The sequence below is a fragment of the Arenibacter palladensis genome, assembly GCF_900129275.1.
Taxonomy (GTDB): Bacteria; Bacteroidota; Bacteroidia; order Flavobacteriales; family Flavobacteriaceae; genus Arenibacter; species Arenibacter palladensis.
Genome location: NZ_FQUX01000012.1, coordinates 72,719 through 91,757, shown reverse-complemented (window position 1 = coordinate 91,757; position 19,039 = coordinate 72,719). Strand labels below are relative to the sequence as shown.

Below are 19,039 nucleotides of genomic sequence, written 5' to 3'. Positions count from 1 at the left end.
GGTTGCAATCCATAATGAGTGAAATGCACTTTTAAGTGAGTGAACACACCATGAAGTGACTAGATGCAAAAAGAATACCAACGTTGCTTTATTGGTACAGGGATTTTTTTGTGTCCATACAAGCCTTAACCTCTCTAGGTCGCTCTTTGTCTTGTTTGCCAGTTGTTTAAAGTGACTTTAGCAAACCACCATCAATAGGAATATTGGTGCCTGTTATAAAAGAGGCGTACTCAGAGGCCAAAAAAGTAACCAAATGGCCATATTCCGTTGGGTCTCCAAATCGTCCAACAGGTACATTGGAGAGCATTTGATTTTCAACTTCTGTAAGGGGAATACCCAAGGATTTGGCCTTGGCACCATTAAGTTGCTTTAGTCTTTCCGTGTTAAAATAACCCGTTAGGGTGCAGTTTGCAGTGATATTGTATTTACCTACATCGGAAGCCAGGGTTTTGGACCAGGTAACAACAGCGGCACGTATGCTATTCGAAAGGGCCAAATAGGGCAACGGCTCCTTTACGGAAACCGAGGCAACATTAATAATACGACCGTATTTCTTGGATATCATACCCGTAAGCGCCTGTTCTGTGGTGAATACCACAGTCTTAAAAAGAAGATCAAAAGCTTCCTGATAATCATCGATCTTTTTGTCCAAGGCACCTCCTGCCGATGGTCCCTGGGTATTGTTCACCAAAATATCTACCGTGTTGGTTTGAAAGAAGGTCGCTATACTTTTCTTATAAGCATCCAAATTGGAATAATCTACCACCAAATACTGGTGTTGCTGTCCGCTGTCCGTGGGCAAATTGGATATCAGGGATTTTAATTGTTCCTCGCTACGGGCCATGACGGTCACGCTTGCGCCACTGGCAGCTAATTGTTGGGCAATGGCCCTGCCAATTCCACGGCTACTACCGCCGACCAATGCTTTTTTGTTTTTGAGTGATATCTTCATCCTGATAATATGTTTTAACACTATCCCACCGGGATAATAGGTTTATTTATATTCTTCCCTTGTGGGACTAAAAACATCCATTAATTTACAGGGGGTTAGTGCTAAGCCACTATGCGAAACATGGGGTGGAATTATAACCAGATCCCCTGGTTCATAGGTTTTGGTAACGCCGCCTAGGGTAAATTCAAATTTTCCTTCCAATACCTGCATTACCTGCTCATTCATATGTGCATGTTCGGGGACCTTGGCGCCAGCTTCCACCTCCCAAAAAGCTAGACTCATATTTTGGGTGTGTATAAGTTTGCCGTGGTAGCCAGGCATAATTTCCTTGGGAACAATTTCGGCAAGTTTTATTTTCATGGATAGTGTTCTTTGGTACTAAATTAAAAAATATTGAGGGTTCGGATATAGTTTTTTATCGTAATCCAATCTTTACTCGTGATATCCGTATTTTAAAAGCTGCTGGCTTATTCAAAAGCGAAAGTAGAACCAATCAACGCTCTTGGTAGGGAATTCGGTTTAAACTTCTGGCCAGGACCTGTTCTAATAAGGGGTACTGCTTATTCAAGGGTTTGGTTATTTTTTCCTTATTGCGTAAAACCATAGGCTAACTTTTTTTGATAGCCTTGAACAATGATTATCTTTACCCCTTAAACCAATCTTTTCATGCACATTCATTTTATTGCCATCGGGGGCAGTGCTATGCACAATTTGGCTTTGGCATTACATCATAAGGGATATATTGTTTCAGGGAGTGATGACGTAATTTTTGAACCTTCCAAAACCAGGTTGGCAACCAAAGGGCTTTTGCCGGAACAATTTGGCTGGTTTCCAGAGAAATTGAACTCCAATTTGGATGCAGTGATTTTGGGGATGCACGCCAAGGCGGACAATCCTGAGCTACTTAAGGCCCAGGAATTGGGATTGAAAATATTTTCCTATCCGGAGTTTCTTTACGAACAGTCCAAAAATAAGACCCGAGTGGTCATAGGAGGGAGCCATGGTAAGACTACCATTACTTCCATGATATTACATGTTTTAAATTATCACGACATAGCCGTAGATTTTATGGTAGGGGCCCAATTGGAAGGTTTTGGCCGTATGGTACATCTTACCGAGGAGAACGATTTTATAGTGCTGGAGGGTGATGAATATTTGTCTTCCCCAATAGATAGGCGGCCTAAATTTCATCTATACAAACCCAATATTGCCTTGTTGAGCGGTATAGCCTGGGATCACATTAATGTATTTCCTACATATGACAATTACGTGGAGCAATTCCGGATTTTTGTGGATAGTATTGTAAAGGGAGGTAGTATTACTTATAATGAGGAAGACCCTGAGGTGGATAGGGTGGTAAAAGCCTCGGAGAATGCTATACGCAAACTCCCCTACAACACTCCTGACTATGCTGTTGAAAATGGACAAACCATTTTGGAAACCCCGGAAGGCCCTATGCCTATCGAAGTTTTTGGAAAGCATAACCTGAGCAATTTGGCCGGGGCAAAATGGATATGTCAAAATATGGGAGTGGACGAGGACGATTTCTATGAGGCCATTGCATCCTTTAAAGGGGCTTCCAAAAGATTGGAAAAAATTGCTGAGGGAAAGACCTGCGTTGCTTATAAGGATTTTGCGCATTCACCCAGTAAAGTAATGGCCACAACCAAAGCCGTTAAAGAGCAGTATCCGGACAGAAAATTAATTGCATGTCTGGAATTGCACACCTATAGCAGTTTTAATCCGGAATTTTTAAGGGAATATAAAGGTGCCTTGGAAGCTGCGGATGTAGCGGCGGTTTTTTATTTGCCGGAATCGGTTAGGATAAAGAAACTTAAGGAGGTTACTCCTGCACAAATATCGGAAGCCTTTGTTCGCGACGATTTACAGATTTTTACCGATGCCGAAGATTTCAAAAACTATGTTTTTGGCCAGGAATATGATAATTCCGTACTACTTTTGATGAGCTCTGGGAATTATGGAGGATTGAATTTGGAGGAGGTTAAGGTGTTGGTTGAAAAGTATTAGGCAGTAGGCCTTTCTGTGGTGTTGGACTATGTGAAAAAAAATAAAATGTGGAGAAGCTGGCGTTTTATTTCAATAAAGAGACTACTCCAAGAAGCAATATTAATGTAAATTTATGGCTGTTTAATCTTTTTGTTTTAAATGAATAAAGGACCCATAGGTATTTTTGATTCCGGCATTGGTGGCACCTCCATATGGCGGGAGATTAACAAGGTTCTTCCCTATGAATCCACTATTTATCTGGCCGATAGTAGGAATGCACCCTATGGAGAAAAATCGAAGGAACAGATACTTCAACTTAGTATTAAGAATGTGGAATTTCTTCTGCAAAAGGGTTGTAAACTTATTGTAGTTGCCTGTAACACCGCTACCACCAACGCCATAAAGGAACTTAGGGCCAGTTATAGCGTCCCCCTTATCGGTATTGAGCCAGCGATTAAACCCGCTGCCCTTAATTCCAAAACTAAAACAGTTGGTGTTTTGGCAACCAAGGGTACTTTATCCAGTGCTTTATTCAATAATACTTCGGAAATGCATGCCAGTGGTATAAAGGTACTCGACCAAGTTGGTACTGGGCTGGTAGAGCAGATCGAGAAAGGTGAGATCAATACCTCCAAAACTAAGGAGTTATTGCGGAATTACCTGGATCCCATGTTGAGTCAAGGTATGGATCAATTGGTTTTGGGCTGTACACATTATCCCTATTTGCTTCCTTTGATAAAGGAAATTTTACCTGAAAATATTAAGATTATCGATTCTGGAGAGGGAGTGGCCAGACATACCAAAAATGTCTTGCAACTAAATGATTTATTGTCGGGATCGGATGGCGAAAGTAGTTCGCACCAGTTTTTTACCAATGGGGATGTTGAGGTATTAAAATTCTTTTTAAGGGATGTAAGTGTGCCTTATAGTGCACAGTTTCTAAATTTTTAGTTTTTATACTAGTACAGTTGCCCGTGGAAATACTATCGATAATTTCCTTCCGATGCCGCTTTGGGCTGCCATTGTTGATATACGGGTTTGCTCTATGGTAATTGGCTTATTCCTTATTGTTTTTTGGTATAGGTTAAATAGGTAAATTCATATTCATGTCGGTCATCCTTGGGGTGGTATTCTTCTTTTGTCAGCTGCCATTTGTCCTTGTCGAATTCTGGAAAAAAGGTATCCGCATCAAAGGTTCCGTGTACCCTTGTCAGTTCCATTTGATTGGCGTATTTCAAACCTAGTTTGTATATTTCGCCCCCACCTATTATAAAGGATAAGGGATCGCCTTTTACAAGATTCAAGGCCTCTTGCAAGGAATGTACTACTATACAATCTTCGTACTTTACTTTGTAGTTTTTATCTCTGGTTATAATGATATGGGTTCTGTTGGGCAAGGGTTTGGGGAAGCTCTCGAAGGTTTTGCGCCCCATGATTATTTTATGCCCTGAAGTAAGACTTTTGAACCGTTTAAAATCATCGGGTAAATGCCACAACAGGTCGTTGTCTTTTCCCAAAGCGTTGTTCTCCGCGGCAGCGGCTATAATACATAGAATGTTCACTCTTCTTTTTTTTTATTGATGTTGGATAATGGAAATTCCGTTTCAATCTCCTTCTGCAATTCGGCTATTTTTTGTTTCTGCTTCAGGACCAGTTTTTCCCTTTGAGACCTTTCCCATTCCAAGCCCATAAATTTGGTAGTAACAAATACGTTAAAGAGGTGGATTGCAAACAAAAAGGCCCAGAAAGTAATGGCCCAAATAAACCAGTTGTACTCCACGCCATACTTCAATATTTTATTGATGATGATCATGAATACACTGCCGATCAAAAACACAACCAAATGATTATAAAGTCGCTTTTTTTGCTTTATTCTCATTTGGGCATGTTCCAATAGTTCATGCTGTTCCAATTCTATAAGTGATTTTTTTTTATTAATGGAGAACATCCTAATTCCTATCTTTAGACAAAGATACCATAAATACAAAATTTACCAGTTTGGATATGCAAAAGATTATCAAGCAATTCCCAGTTTTAAGTCAATATACCTATGTCAATACTGCCACTTCTGGCCTTCTTTATGATGGTCTTCTGGACTGGCGGCAGGAACATGACCTTGATTTTTTAATTGGAGGGAGCAAAATGAAGATGAAAGGTCATCTACTTATTTCTGAAACCAGAAATTCTATTGGGAAATTCTTTGGTTGCAAAGCCAATAATGTGGCATTGGTTCCTAATTTTTCCATCGGACTTAATTTATTGTTGGAAGGCATGGAAGCCACAAGGAACGTATTGCTGTTGGAAGGGGATTATCCTTCTGTGAACTGGCCATTTGAAACTAGGGAGTGCGTCACCTATTACTTAAAAGTGACGGATGCTTTGGAGGAGAATATCTATGATAGGATAAAAAAGGACAACATTAATGTCTTGGCGCTTAGTTTGGTGCAGTGGCTAAATGGAATCAAGGTAGATCTAGAGTTCCTGAGAAATTTAAAAAAAGATTTTCCAGATCTAGTGATCATTGCTGATGGTACGCAATTTTTGGGCACTGAGGTTTTTAACTTTGAGGATTCCGGAATAGATGTGCTAGGTGCCAGTTCCTATAAATGGTTACTTGGTGGCTATGGTAACGGGTTTCTGATGTTTGCAGAGGACACTCATTCCAAATTCAAGTGCAGGTCTACAGGTTTTAATGCTGCGGATGGGGACATGGAAGCTAAGGAGAAGATATCCTTTGCCAAACAGTTTGAGCCTGGGCATTTGGACACCTTCAATTTTGGGAGTCTAAATTATTCCCTGGGGTTTCTATCGGATATTGGAATGGATAATATAGCCGAACAGATTAAAAAGCTTTCTATAAAGGCAAAGGGCGAACTGGAAAATTTAGGTATGTTGGAAGAGTTCGTGGTCAAAAGAAAAGAACATAGTTCAATATTCAATATCCCCGGGGATAAGGAATTATATGCCAAGCTAATGGAGCACGATGTGGTTTGTGCACAACGAGGAAATGGTATTCGTTTAAGTTTTCATTTCTACAATACAGAAAATGAGATAGATAAGATTATGGGAATCTTAAAAAGAAGTTAGACATTGTTGTTTACTTGGGAATTTTATCTGTTAAAATTATCAAAGAAGGTCAATTGTTAAACTTATTTTAAGAAAATGATAAAAATGATATTGGTCATTGGTAATGAGGCATTTAATGATGTAATTTTGCGCTTTAATCTAAAATATAGAGGTTATGGGAATTACAAAACAATACTTAAAGAGTAAGCCAATATGCAAGGTAACTTTTTCTGTACCTGCTGAGGATGCAAAGAAGGTGGCTGTAGTTGGGGATTTTAATAATTGGAGCCCAAAAGGAAGTGCACTGAAGAAACTAAAAAACGGAACCTTCAAAGGAACTTTCGATTTGCCAAAGGAAGGTACATATGAATTCAAATATATAGTTGACGGTAATTATGTTAACGAAGCTGAGGCCGATCGTTTCCAGTGGAACGAATTTGCCGGAGCTGAGAATTCAGTATTGGAACTTTAACGAAATTACATCCGATACCATTGGAATCATAGTTTCAATGGTGTCGGTTTTATTAAAATTGTGGCTCCTGCTTTAATACGCATTTTCTAAAGTAAAGGTAGGTACACAGCCATGTTTCAGGCCTATTTTTGTGGTCGCCTTTTTGATGTGCAACCATAAATTATGAATTGTTTTCTTCCCCCTAAAGGGCCTGCCATAATTTGCTAAACTGCCACGATTCCTTTTATGTGTGGGTGTGGATCATAATCCAATAAACTAAAATCTTCAAAAGTAAAGTCGAATATATCCTTTACTTCAGGATTCAGGACCATTTTTGGCAAGGGCCTAGGTTGTCTACTTAACTGTAGTTCCACTTGTTCAAAATGGTTGTTGTAGATATGTGCGTCACCAAAGGTGTGGATAAATTCACCGGGTTGAAGTCCGCAAACTTGTGCCATCATAAGGGTGAATAAGGCATAGGACGCTATATTGAAAGGGACTCCCAAAAATATATCGGCACTTCTTTGGTATAATTGACAGGACAATTTTCCATCGGCAACATAAAATTGAAAAAAGGCATGGCAAGGAGGCAATGCCGCTTTTCCGTTGGCTACATTTTCCGAAAAAGATACTGAGGTATCTGGAAGCACACTGGGATTCCAAGCGGAAACCAACATACGGCGACTGTTGGGGTTCGTTTTGAGTGCGTTTACTACTTCTTTTATTTGATCTATCTCGTCACCGTTCCAATTGCGCCATTGATATCCATATACAGGGCCCAAATCCCCATTCTCATCCGCCCATTCATTCCAAATACGAACACCGTTTTCCTGCAAATAGCCAATATTGGTATCGCCTTTTAGAAACCAAAGCAATTCATGGACAATCGATTTTAAATGTAGTTTTTTTGTGGTTACCATGGGGAATCCCTCGGCAAGGTCAAAACGCATTTGATATCCAAAAACACTTTTGGTACCTGTACCGGTCCTATCTCCCTTTTGGGTTCCGTTTTCCAATACATGTTTTAGTAAGTCGTGGTACTGTTTCATAATCTTTAGCCTTTACGCTCTCCAAAATATAGCGAACCTATTTTGGATTTATATCCAAGAACAATTGTGTAGCGAAATTATGCAAAACTATATTGAGTAGGATTGGGAAACGTTTTAAGTTATTAAATTTTATTAACGGGGATCAAGGGTGAATGCTTCTTAATGGAGCTATTATTTCCAAATTTATTGGAGGTGTTTACCCTAGAATCATACCGGCAATAGTAGCCGAAAGTAAAGAGGCGATAGATCCGCCCAAAACAGCTTTCATTCCAAATTCCGACAATGTTTTTCTTTGTCCTGGTGCCAAGGAGCCTATGCCCCCGATCTGAATGCCAATTGAGGCAAAATTGGCGAATCCGCATAACATATAGGTAGCCATTATCACAGATTTGTTATAGGTGAAATGGGTGCTGCTGGCAATATTTTTTAGTTCGGCCAATTGTATATAACCTATAAACTCACTGGCGGCCAATTTAATGCCCAAGAGCTGTCCCATTAGCATGATGTCTACGGAATCCACTCCAATGAGCCACATTAGAGGGGCGAAAATGGTTCCGAGAATGGCTTCCAAAGAAAAGTTTTCGTAAGGTGAATTGAGTGCAATCCATGAGTTTAGATCGGTAATATCGCCCGTCCAATTTAAAATGCCATTTATCATGGCAATAAAGGCCACAAATACCAAAAGCATGGCGCCAACGTTTACGGCCAATTTTAAGCCTTCGGTTGTTCCATTGGAAATGGAATCCAGAATATTGGAACCAATCTTTTCATTGGAAACATGTACATCTGTATTGATGGCTTCGGTTTGCGGATATAGAATTTTGGAAATAACAATTGCCCCCGGAGCTGCCATTACCGATGCTGCCAAGAGGTGTTTTGCAAACTGTAGCCTCAGGATTGGGTCGTCTCCACCTAGAAAGCCTATATAGGCCGCTAAAACGGCCCCGGCAACGGTTGCCATGCCGCCGATCATCACCAAAAGCATTTCCGATCGGGTCATTTTTTCCAAATAGGCCTTAATCAATAAAGGGGCTTCGGTTTGTCCTAAAAATATATTGCCTGTTACGCTTAAACTTTCGGCACCGGAAATCCCCAATGATTTGGTCAGTAACCAAGCCAATGCCTGGACTACTTTTTGGATAATGCCCAAATAGAACAAGACCGATGTCAAGGCCGAAAAAAAGATGATGGTGGGTAGTACCTGAAATGCAAAAATAAATCCGAAAGTATCCATGTCCACCACCAGGCCTTCAAAGAGGAATTTGCTTCCTGCCCTAGTAAAATCAAGAATACTTACGAAAATCTTCCCTCCAAATTCAAAGACTTTGGAAACAAAGCTGAGGTCGAATCTATAGCCGAAGGCGTTAAAACCTATTTTTTCGCCGATTAGAATACAAATGGCCAAGAGCAATTGGATAAAGAGTCCGATACCCGCGGTTTTCCAATTAATGGCTTTTTTGTTATTGCTAAATAGGTATGCAATAAAGATCAACGATATCATTCCAAGAATACCTCTCCATAGACTCTGAAATGATATGCCTTGATTGGCAATGATCTCTGGGGTATTCTGTGGTAAGTTTGGGTTGCTTATTTCTTGGGCTAGGGATGGAAATGCTATAAAGCAGAATATAAATAAAACCCAAAGCTTATTTCTCATCCAATAATCTTATTTATTCCTAAACTATTTGCGTTTGGATATTTCGTCCCTGAGTTTTGCCGCCTTTTCATAGTCTTCGCTGGCAACGGCCTTGTCCAACTCGGCATACAATTCCTCTAGGCTGAGTTCCTTGTAGCCTTCGGAAGCGCCAGGATTTATTTCTACGGTTTCCCCTTCCTGAAGAATTTCATCTACCATAATGCTGTCGTCAGAATCTTCCTTGTCCTTCTCTTTTGAAGAAAATTTAAGGAATATACCCGCTTTGTCCAAGATGGTTTTGTAGGTGAAAATAGGTGCGTTGAACCTAAGGGCCAAGGCAATGGCATCACTGGTCCTGGCATCTATAATCTCTTCTATCTTATCGCGTTCGCAAATAATACTGGAATAGAAAACACCATCGACCAATTTGTGGATGATGACCTGTTTGATTACGATATCGAAGCGATCCGCAAAATTTTTAAACAGATCATGGGTCAGGGGTCTTGGAGGTTTAATTTCCTTCTCTAGGGCAATAGCTATGGATTGGGCTTCAAATGCCCCAATAACTATAGGTAGTTTACGGTCACCATCAACTTCATTCAATATAAGGGCATATGCACCATTTTGCGTTTGGCTATAAGAAATCCCCTTTATTTTTAATCTAACTAAACTCATAGAAATTTATAACTAAAAAAGGCTGTTCAAATTACTGGACGGGCCAAGTATATTTGAGCAGCCCTTTAAGGGGCACAATTTAACAAAAATTAAGCGTTTTGTGCCTTAAATTCCTTTAATTTTTCGATTAGCTTGGGAACAACTTCAAAAGCATCGCCAACTACACCGTAGTCTGCAGCTTTAAAAAAGGGAGCTTCCGGGTCCGTATTGATGACTACTTTTACTTTGGAAGAGCTAACTCCCGCCAAGTGTTGAATTGCTCCGGAGATGCCTATAGCAATGTATAGATTACTGGCTACCGGTTTTCCGGTTTGCCCAACATGCTCTCCATGAGGTCTCCATCCAAGATCTGAAACGGGTTTGGAACAAGCTGTGGCCGCTCCCAATACTTCTGCCAATTCTTCTATCATTCCCCAATTTTCTGGTCCTTTTAATCCGCGGCCTCCAGATACCACAATATCGGCATCGGCAATAGTGGCTTTTCCTACTACCTTATCTATTTCTATAGATTTGGTGGTAAAGGTATCGTCGCCAAGGCTGGGGTCAAAACTCTCAACTGTGGCAGTAGTTTTGTTTTCCGCACTCCCAAAAGCGTTATTGGAAACGCCAACAATTTTAACGTCGGAACTAATTTCGGTTATGGCAAACCCCTTGTTGCTAAAGACAGTTCTTTTTACCTTGAACGGACTGGTACTTTCTGGGGCCGATACTACGTTGGGAACGTAACCGGCCTTTAATTGTGCCGTTAAGATCGGGGCCAAGAATTTTGTATCCGCACTGGAGCTAAGAATAATGACTTTGGCTGTTTCTTTTTCTGCCGCTTGGGCAATTACCTGGGCATATGCCTTTGCGTTAAAGGTTTTTAGTTGCTCATTGGAAACAATCAAGACCTTGGAAATTCCAAAGTCTCCCAAGTCCCCAGCGCTATTGGCATTGATGGAAATGGCCGTAGCTGTGGTTCCCAGTTGCTTGGCTACCTCGTAAGCGTAGGAGGCAACCTCATGGGCATTCTTCTTAAATTTCCCGTTTTCGGATTCTGTATATACTAAAACTGACATAGCGTTATATGTTTTTTAATAAGTGCCCTGTTCCAAAGATATATGGTATTGGGCGCTATAAATTATTTTCTTTTGGATTGATGAAAAATTGCATTCCTAAGGCAATAGGCTTTGTTAGATGACCTTCGCCTCATTGTGCAATAAATTGATCAATTCGTCAATATTATCCGCATCCACCAATGTCACCTTGCCTTTTGGTGCCGGTTTTTCAAACTTAACGTCGGTCGTGACATTTTTGGATGAAGTGGGTTCAACCACATTTAATTTCTTTTGGCGTGCCATCATAATTCCTCTCATGTTCGGAATTCTTAGGTCACTTTCTGCAACAAGGCCTTTTTGGCCCCCGATCACCAATGGCAATGTAGTTGCTATTTTTTCCTTTCCACCGTCGATCTCCCTAGTGGCGGTAGCGTTGTTGCCTTCAATTTCCAAACTTATACAAGTGTTGATGAAGTTCATGCCCAATAAGGTGGCCATAATCCCAGGGACCATTCCTCCATTGTAATCAATGGATTCCCTTCCGGCAATTACTAGGTCATATTCTCCGTTTTTAACAATTTCTGCCAACTGTTCGGCCACAAAAAAGCCGTCTACAGGAAAAGCGTTTACACGAATTGCTTCATCCGCACCAATGGCAAGGGCTTTTCTAATGGTTGGTTCCGTGCTGGCCTCGCCAACAGTGGCAACATGTACGGTGGCTCCTTGTTTTTCCTTGAACCACATGGCACGTGTAAGGCCAAATTCATCATTAGGATTAATTACGAATTGAACCCCGTTGGTGTCAAATTTGGTATCACCGTCCGTGAAGTTTATTTTTGAAGTAGTGTCCGGGACATTACTTAGACATACTAAAATTTTCATATATTAATATTTTGTTGACCATTGATTAAGAAATGGTGGCTAATATACTCAATAATTTTTTAAAATACTATGCATGCATAGTATTTTTTTGAGTTATTTTTAATTGTTTACTTCTTAGTTTTGATATATTATTTCCTACTTTTGCTAGCGCTTTAAGCATTTTAACATAAAGATTCCATTTTAAAGATGAAAACACTACAGTTTAGGGAGGCTATACAGGAGGCAATGTCCGAGGAGATGAGGAGGGACGAGTCCGTTTATTTAATGGGTGAAGAAGTTGCTGAGTACAACGGGGCCTATAAGGCTTCCAAAGGAATGTTGGATGAATTTGGTCCGGAAAGGGTAATAGATACTCCAATATCCGAACTTGGTTTTGCCGGTATTGGCGTGGGTTCTGCTATGATTGGTAACAGACCTATTATAGAGTTTATGACTTTTAATTTCGCTTTGGTGGGGATAGATCAAATCATCAATAACGCGGCCAAGATCAGACAAATGTCCGGAGGTCAGTTTAATTGTCCCATTGTTTTCCGTGGCCCAACAGCTTCTGCTGGTCAATTGGCGGCGACCCACTCGCAAGCTTTTGAAAGTTGGTATGCCAACTGTCCAGGGCTAAAAGTAGTGGTTCCTTCAAATCCAAAAGATGCCAAGGGACTTTTAAAAGCTGCCATACGCGATAATGATCCGGTTATCTTTATGGAGTCTGAACAAATGTATGGTGATAAAGGTGAGGTGCCGGAAGGAGAATTTACTATTCCATTGGGTGTTGCCGATTTAAGGAGGGAAGGTACAGATGTTACCATTGTTTCCTTTGGTAAAATAATTAAGGAAGCGGATAAGGCGGCGGAAGAATTGGCCAAGGAAAATATTAGTGTAGAAATTATTGATTTACGTACGGTTAAGCCATTGGATTATGAGGCTGTTCTAAATTCTGTTAAGAAAACCAATAGATTGGTTATTTTGGAAGAAGCATGGCCGTTCGGCAATGTGGCCACTGAGATTACCTATCACGTTCAGGCCAACGCATTCGATTATTTGGATGCTCCAATCGTAAAGATCAATACGGCTGATACCCCAGCACCATATTCCCCCGTACTATTGGCAGAATGGTTGCCTAACCATGAAGATGTGGTAAAGGCGGTCAAGAAAGTATTGTATAAATTATAATACCTAATTTTAAAATGATGTTATGGCTTCGTTGGCTTTTGGTCGACGGAGCTTTTATATTATAAATCTAATTAAAAGGGTAAGTATGGACTATTGGTTACGTCTATACGTTCGGTTCCTTGCTATAATGGAGAGGTGCTTTTTTATTAGAAGTCTTTTTAAACAAGAAAATGACAAGAATCCTTTTAATCTTATTCTTATTTATCGCTCAATGCTCTGTTTCCCAGACCAAGGTTGGGGGTATTGTATTGGATGAGGCCGGTGAACCCGTTTCGTTTGCCAATGTCCTTTTCAAAGATTCCTCGGAAGGCACCATAACCAATGACAATGGTAGGTTTTATATGGAATCTGATAATACGCATTCTACCTTATTGGTGTCCTTTATTGGTTATGAAACCAAGGAAATAAACCTTACGGCTAAGGTTACTTATGATATGAATATTGTGCTCGCTGAGTCTAGCGAACAGTTGGATGAGGTAGTGGTTTATTTTGGTAAAACCGACAAAAAAAATAATCCGGCGATAGATATTCTCAAAAAAATATGGGCCAAAAAGCGTAAGAACGGGGTTCATATGTTTAAACAATATCAGTATGACAAGTATGAGAAAGTAGAGTTCGATCTCAATACTATAGATAGTGCCCTTATGAAGAGTAGAGTCTTTAAGGGGTTGGAATTTGTTTTTAACGATTTGGATACTTCACGGATAACAGGGAAGACCTATCTGCCCATTTTTTTGAACGAAACTTTTTCCAAGGTCTACGGGAATAATGAGACGGCCGTAGTAAAGGAAGATGTCTTGGGGAGCAAGAATTCCGGCTTTAGCAATAATCAGGCTATAATTGCCTTTATCGCCGATCTTTATTCGGATTACGATATTTACAATAATTATTTAAAATTTTTCGATAAGAGTTTTACCAGTCCATTGTCCAGGACAGGGGTGGATACCTATAATTATGTTTTGGCGGATAGTGCCTTTATAGATAATAAATGGTGTTACAATATTATTTATTATCCTAGACGAAAGAATGAGCTAACGTTTAAAGGGGACTTTTGGGTGAACGATTCCACCTTTGCGGTGAAGAATATAAATTTAGCCGTCACCAAGAGTGCCAATATCAACTGGGTAAAGGAGATTTATATAGAACAGGAGTTCGATGTGGTCAATGATTCGGTTTTTCTTTTGACCCGCGATTATATGTTATCCGATTTTAGCTTCAACAAAAAAGAAAATTCAAGAGGGGTATACGGAAAAAGGACTACGGTTTATGGGGATTATAAATTTAATCAGCCGAAACCAAATGAATTTTATAGGGCCAAGACCGACCCGTTTGATCCATTGGTCTTGAACAAGGAAGACGAATTTTGGGAAGCCAATAGGTTGGAGTCGTTAAATGCCGATGAAAAAGGGATTTATAAATTGTTGGATACCTTAAAGACAGTGCCCAAATTTAAAAGCTATTATAACATAGTGAGCATACTGGGATCCGGGTATGTGGAAATAGATAAGTGGAATTTGGACCTAGGGGATGTGTACAGTATTTTTGGTTATAATGAAGCTGAGGGAGTGCGACTAAGGGCCGGAGCCCGGACTTATTTTGGGCAGAACGATCCTTGGCGATTGCAGGCCTATCTGGCATATGGGTTTGGAGATGATAAATTTAAATATGGGATTTCCGGAAAATGGCTGGTGGACAAGAAATCCAGGTTTATAATTTCAGGTGGTAAAAGAAGGGATATAGAACAACTGGGGATTAGCTTAACGGCCACTACGGATGTATTGGGAAGAAGTATAGCTTCCTCTTCCGTATTTACAGTGGGTTCCAATGACCGACTTACCAATATAGATCTCAGTACATTTAATCTGGAGCTGGAACCGGTTACCAACTTTAGGATAGGTGTAGGCGGGTCTTACAGGTCACTTAGTTCCGCATTGCCCAATGCTTTTAGCTTGGATTATATAGACCCCACTTCGCCCACGGGGATATCATCGGAAATTGATCAATTTGATCTTACCACCATTTTAATATATACTCCGGGAAAGAAAACCATAGGAAACGGGGTGGAAAGGCGCGATGTAAATGATAACTATAGTACCTTATTTTTGTCCTATACCAATGGGGTGAAGAACTTCTTGGATAGTGATTTCGATTATAAAAAGGTTCAGTTTAGTTATACGCAGCCTTGGCAGGTAGGTGGACTTGGCAGGTTACTAAGTACTGTGGAAATAGGGAAGACATATGGGGAGGTTCCGTTGGGATTGCTTAATGCTATTCCTGGAAATCAAACTTTTTTCTCCGTGTACAATACGTTCTCAAATCTGGATTTTTATGAATTTGTGACCGATACTTATGTCTCGGCACATTTGGAACACAATTTTAATGGAAGATTTTTCTCCAGGATACCCTTTATGAGAAAATGGAACCTTAGGGAGATAGTTGGACTAAGGGGAGTGTGGGGAGAACTTTCGGATGAAAACCGAGCCTTGAGCGCCCCGGCAAATATTCCCTTAATGGCCCCTAATGATAAGATATATTGGGAGTATTCGGTAGGAGTTGGGAATATTTTAAAGATATTGAGGATAGATTTTAACTTTAGGGGGAATTATTTGGAAAACCCTGGAGCCAGGTCTTTTGGTGTAACCGGATCATTCGGATTTCACTTCTGATATACTTTTTTGACCGTTACCTGATATTAATTTGTTATTTTAGAAAATTATAAGATTAAACATAACCATATGAGCAGTGAAGATATTACGTCGTTCGATGTATTGATTGAAATACCTAAGGGTAGTAGAAACAAATATGAATACGATTTTGCCTTAAAGAAAATAAGGTACGATAGGATGATTTTTTCGTCCATGATGTATCCGGCCGATTACGGGTTTGTACCGGAAACCTTGGCTCTGGATGGTGACCCGTTGGACGTTCTTGTTTTGGTGACCGAAGCAACTTTTCCCGGTTGTGTTATGGAAGTAAAGCCTATAGGCGTATTTCATATGACCGATGAAAAAGGACCGGATGAAAAGGTAATCTGCGTACCCGTATCCGATCCAGTATGGAATAAGATCAATGATCTAAGCGAATTAAATCCCCATTTAATAAAGGAAATTGAACATTTCTTTAAAGTCTACAAGGATCTTGAAAAGAAAAAAGTTGATGTTGGCGGATGGGGAGAGCAAAAGGAAGCTAGGGAAATTGTTGCAAAATGTATACAGAGGTTTAAGGATAGTGACGTCCCAAAACAGGATGTAAGCATAAAGTATTAAGCCTTAATTTTTTAAAAAGTTAAAAAGCAATATTGCGGAAGTAATATTGCTTTTTTTATTCTACCATATTTTACTACTTTTGCCCCTCAAAATATATAACAAACAATCAAACAAATGGAATCAATAATTATTTACTTGCCAGTAATTATGGCATTGGTAGGTCTTGCTTTTATGGCGGTAAAAAGGTCTTGGGTGTTAAAACAAAATGCCGGGGACGGTAAAATGAAAGAAATTTCAGATTATATCTATGAAGGTGCCTTGGCTTTTCTAAAAGCAGAGTATAAATTATTGACATTTTTTGTTATAGGGGCCAGTGTTGCTTTGGCCGCAATTTCTTTTATAGTGCCTACTACCCATATTCTTATTGTGGTAGCTTTTATTTTTGGCGCATTCTTTTCTGCATTGGCAGGTAATATGGGAATGAAGATTGCCACAAAAACTAATGTTAGAACCACGCAAGCTGCTCGTACCAGTCTACCTCAGGCCTTAAAGGTGTCTTTTGGGGGCGGTACTGTCATGGGGCTTGGTGTTGCAGGTCTGGCCGTATTGGGTCTGACTACGGCTTTTATACTGTTATTTCAGTTCTTTATGAACGGTGCTTGGACTTCTACCGAGGATATGACCATTGTTCTTGAAACATTGGCTGGTTTTTCCCTTGGTGCGGAATCTATTGCCTTGTTCGCTAGAGTTGGTGGAGGTATTTACACTAAGGCTGCAGATGTTGGGGCGGATTTGGTAGGAAAGGTAGAGGCCGGTATTCCTGAAGATGATCCCCGTAACCCGGCTACCATTGCCGATAACGTAGGGGATAATGTTGGTGATGTTGCAGGTATGGGGGCCGATTTATTTGGTTCTTATGTTGCTACCGTTTTGGCAGCCATGGTTCTTGGGAATTATGTTATTAAGGATATGGGTGGTGCCATCCAAGATGCCTTTGGTGGTATTGGACCAATTTTATTGCCTATGGCAATTGCTGGCTTTGGAATTATATTTTCCATAGTAGGTACTATGTTGGTGAAAATTAAAAATAACGAGGCCAAGGAAAAGGAAGTACAGGGTGCCTTGAACGTAGGAAACTGGGTTTCTATTGTATTGACCCTGATTGCCTGTTTTGTTTTGGTAAAATATATGTTGCCAGAAACCATGCAAATGGAGTTTTTTGGTGAAGGTTTAAAGGATATTTCGTCTATAAGGGTGTTTTATGCTACCGTTATAGGTTTGGTTGTTGGTGGGGTTATCTCTTCGGTTACTGAATATTATACAGGTTTGGGAACAAAGCCAGTTATGGCCATAGTTCAAAAATCTAGTACTGGTGCCGGGACCAATGTAATTGCCGGTTTGGCAACGGGGATGATTTCTACATTTCCAACGGTACTAATATTTGCTGCCGCAATTTGGTCTTCTTACGCCTTTGCCGGTTTTTATGGGGTGGCATTGGCCGCTTCCGCAATGATGGCTACCACAGCCATGCAGTTGGCTATAGACGCGTTTGGACCTATTTCGGATAACGCAGGGGGTATTGCAGAGATGAGTGAGCAGGATCCTATTGTTAGGGAGAGAACTGATATTTTGGATTCTGTAGGGAACACCACGGCGGCTACAGGAAAAGGATTTGCTATTGCTTCCGCTGCATTGACTTCCTTGGCATTATTTGCCGCTTATGTAACTTTTACGGGAATCGACGGAATTAACATTTTTAAGGCACCAGTATTGGCCATGCTTTTTGTAGGTGGTATGATTCCGGTTGTATTTTCGGCCTTGGCCATGAATTCGGTGGGAAAAGCGGCTATGGACATGGTTTATGAGGTGAGAAGACAGTTTAAGGAAATTCCTGGAATAATGGAAGGCACAGGGAAACCTGATTATGCTAAGTGTGTGGATATATCTACCAAGGCTGCACTACGTGAAATGATGTTGCCAGGTATACTTACCATTGGATTTCCTATTGCTATTGTGCTTTTGGGTAAATTGGTTTATGGAAGTGATAACCAATTGATTGCTGAAATGTTGGGAGGTTATATGGCCGGTGTTACAGTTTCTGGGGTACTTTGGGCCATATTCCAAAACAATGCCGGTGGTGCTTGGGATAACGCTAAAAAGTCTTTTGAGGCAGGTGTTGAAATTAATGGAGAGATGACCTACAAGGGGTCTGACGCCCACAAAGCTGCAGTAACAGGGGATACCGTAGGTGATCCATTTAAGGATACCTCAGGACCTTCAATGAATATTCTTATAAAACTTACTTGTTTAATTGGATTGGTAATCGCCCCAATATTAGGAGGACATTTGGAATCAGGGGTTGCGGAGCAAGAGGTGCAGATTGAAATGAACGTTGAATCGGCCGATTTGGCTCAGGCTGTAATAACTTATACAACTACCGTGAGCGGTGAAACCACCATTGAGGAGAAAACGTTCAATGGAACCCAGGCGGAAGTAAAAGCCCAATTGGAGGCATTTGAAAAGACTGCCCAGACATCGGATGAAAATGATAAGAAAGTAGTTATTGAGAAAATAGATATTAGAAAGTAAGTTGTAAAACTTATTTTTTTGACATTGTCTTAAAAACCCCGTTTATACGGGGTTTTTTGCTTTTAAGTTGTTAATACCCAATGGTGTGTGGATTATCACGATTCAACTACATTGGGCATTGCTTTTGGATTGGGCTTTTAGGTAGGTCTTCAACTTGAAAAAGCCAATAGTGACCTCGCAGGGCTACAGACCTTTAGCCTATGTGTAAATTTAGGGGTTATGGCAGGTGTTTGTAACCAGGCAGTTATCAAAATGGATTGTGCTTATCCTTGGAATGGCAATAATTGTAGGAGTGTTTTTAATATGGTTCTTTCCTGCTTCC

General features: G+C 40.3%; 17 protein-coding genes. 8 read left to right on the top strand and 9 right to left on the bottom strand.

Features of this window, described 5'->3' with window-relative positions; genetic code table 11:
- Positions 1-166: 166 nt before the first annotated feature.
- Both BUA60_RS21590 and BUA60_RS21585 read right to left on the bottom strand, forming a co-directional pair.
- Positions 167-952, bottom strand: a complete 786-nt coding sequence (locus BUA60_RS21590) for an SDR family oxidoreductase (RefSeq protein ID WP_072865466.1) — start codon at positions 950-952, stop codon at positions 167-169.
- A gap of 42 nt (positions 953-994) precedes the next feature.
- On the bottom strand, positions 995-1,312 hold the full coding sequence (locus tag BUA60_RS21585; protein ID WP_072865464.1) for a cupin domain-containing protein: 318 nt from the start codon (positions 1,310-1,312) through the stop codon (positions 995-997).
- Positions 1,313-1,618: 306 nt separating this feature from the next.
- Between BUA60_RS21585 and BUA60_RS21580 the strand changes: the two genes are divergently transcribed.
- Entirely contained in the window at positions 1,619-2,980 is a 1,362-nt protein-coding gene (locus BUA60_RS21580; RefSeq protein ID WP_072865462.1) for a UDP-N-acetylmuramate--L-alanine ligase, read from the top strand.
- Positions 2,981-3,118: 138 nt separating this feature from the next.
- On the top strand, positions 3,119-3,910 hold the full coding sequence (murI, locus tag BUA60_RS21575) for a glutamate racemase (protein ID WP_072865461.1): 792 nt from the start codon (positions 3,119-3,121) through the stop codon (positions 3,908-3,910).
- Positions 3,911-4,023: 113 nt separating this feature from the next.
- Here the strand turns inward: murI and BUA60_RS21570 are convergent, their stop codons facing one another.
- Complete coding sequence (locus BUA60_RS21570; protein ID WP_084532722.1) at positions 4,024-4,515, bottom strand: dihydrofolate reductase; 492 nt, start codon at positions 4,513-4,515, stop codon at positions 4,024-4,026.
- 2 nt (positions 4,516-4,517) lie between these two features.
- Complete coding sequence (locus BUA60_RS21565; protein ID WP_072865457.1) at positions 4,518-4,907, bottom strand: 2TM domain-containing protein; 390 nt, start codon at positions 4,905-4,907, stop codon at positions 4,518-4,520.
- 56 nt (positions 4,908-4,963) lie between these two features.
- Between BUA60_RS21565 and BUA60_RS21560 the strand changes: the two genes are divergently transcribed.
- Both BUA60_RS21560 and BUA60_RS21555 read left to right on the top strand, forming a co-directional pair.
- A complete protein-coding gene (locus BUA60_RS21560) occupies positions 4,964-6,046 on the top strand; it encodes an aminotransferase class V-fold PLP-dependent enzyme (protein ID WP_072865455.1) in 1,083 nt (360 codons plus the stop codon).
- A 154-nt stretch (positions 6,047-6,200) separates the two neighbouring features.
- Positions 6,201-6,497 carry an isoamylase early set domain-containing protein gene (locus tag BUA60_RS21555; RefSeq protein ID WP_072865453.1) on the top strand — a complete coding sequence of 99 codons (297 nt, stop codon included), beginning with the start codon at positions 6,201-6,203 and terminating at the stop codon, positions 6,495-6,497.
- Positions 6,498-6,700: 203 nt separating this feature from the next.
- Here BUA60_RS21555 and BUA60_RS21550 read toward each other — a convergent pair whose 3' ends face one another.
- The 5 genes from BUA60_RS21550 to BUA60_RS21530 form a co-directional block, all read right to left on the bottom strand.
- Positions 6,701-7,525, bottom strand: coding sequence for a thymidylate synthase (locus BUA60_RS21550; protein ID WP_072865451.1), 825 nt, complete (start codon positions 7,523-7,525; stop codon positions 6,701-6,703).
- Between the two features lie 196 nt (positions 7,526-7,721).
- The gene (locus BUA60_RS21545; protein WP_072865449.1) at positions 7,722-9,182 is read right to left on the bottom strand and encodes a NupC/NupG family nucleoside CNT transporter; all 1,461 of its coding nucleotides are present in this window, start codon (positions 9,180-9,182) and stop codon (positions 7,722-7,724) included.
- Positions 9,183-9,206: 24 nt separating this feature from the next.
- On the bottom strand, positions 9,207-9,836 hold the full coding sequence (locus BUA60_RS21540) for a bifunctional nuclease family protein (RefSeq protein WP_072865447.1): 630 nt from the start codon (positions 9,834-9,836) through the stop codon (positions 9,207-9,209).
- Between the two features lie 89 nt (positions 9,837-9,925).
- Positions 9,926-10,894, bottom strand: a complete 969-nt coding sequence (locus tag BUA60_RS21535; protein ID WP_072865445.1) for an electron transfer flavoprotein subunit alpha/FixB family protein — start codon at positions 10,892-10,894, stop codon at positions 9,926-9,928.
- Positions 10,895-11,008: 114 nt separating this feature from the next.
- Complete coding sequence (locus BUA60_RS21530; RefSeq protein ID WP_072865443.1) at positions 11,009-11,755, bottom strand: electron transfer flavoprotein subunit beta/FixA family protein; 747 nt, start codon at positions 11,753-11,755, stop codon at positions 11,009-11,011.
- A 186-nt stretch (positions 11,756-11,941) separates the two neighbouring features.
- Here BUA60_RS21530 and BUA60_RS21525 point away from each other — a divergent pair, with 186 nt between their 5' ends.
- The 4 genes from BUA60_RS21525 (at position 11,942) to BUA60_RS21510 (ending at position 18,717) form a co-directional block, all read left to right on the top strand.
- Positions 11,942-12,922, top strand: a complete 981-nt coding sequence (locus tag BUA60_RS21525) for a pyruvate dehydrogenase complex E1 component subunit beta (protein WP_072865441.1) — start codon at positions 11,942-11,944, stop codon at positions 12,920-12,922.
- A gap of 170 nt (positions 12,923-13,092) precedes the next feature.
- Entirely contained in the window at positions 13,093-15,588 is a 2,496-nt protein-coding gene (locus tag BUA60_RS21520; protein ID WP_072865439.1) for a DUF5686 family protein, read from the top strand.
- Between the two features lie 69 nt (positions 15,589-15,657).
- A complete protein-coding gene (locus BUA60_RS21515) occupies positions 15,658-16,188 on the top strand; it encodes an inorganic diphosphatase (RefSeq protein ID WP_072865437.1) in 531 nt (176 codons plus the stop codon).
- A gap of 114 nt (positions 16,189-16,302) precedes the next feature.
- Entirely contained in the window at positions 16,303-18,717 is a 2,415-nt protein-coding gene (locus tag BUA60_RS21510; protein ID WP_072865435.1) for a sodium-translocating pyrophosphatase, read from the top strand.
- The last annotated feature ends 322 nt before the right edge of the window (positions 18,718-19,039 follow it).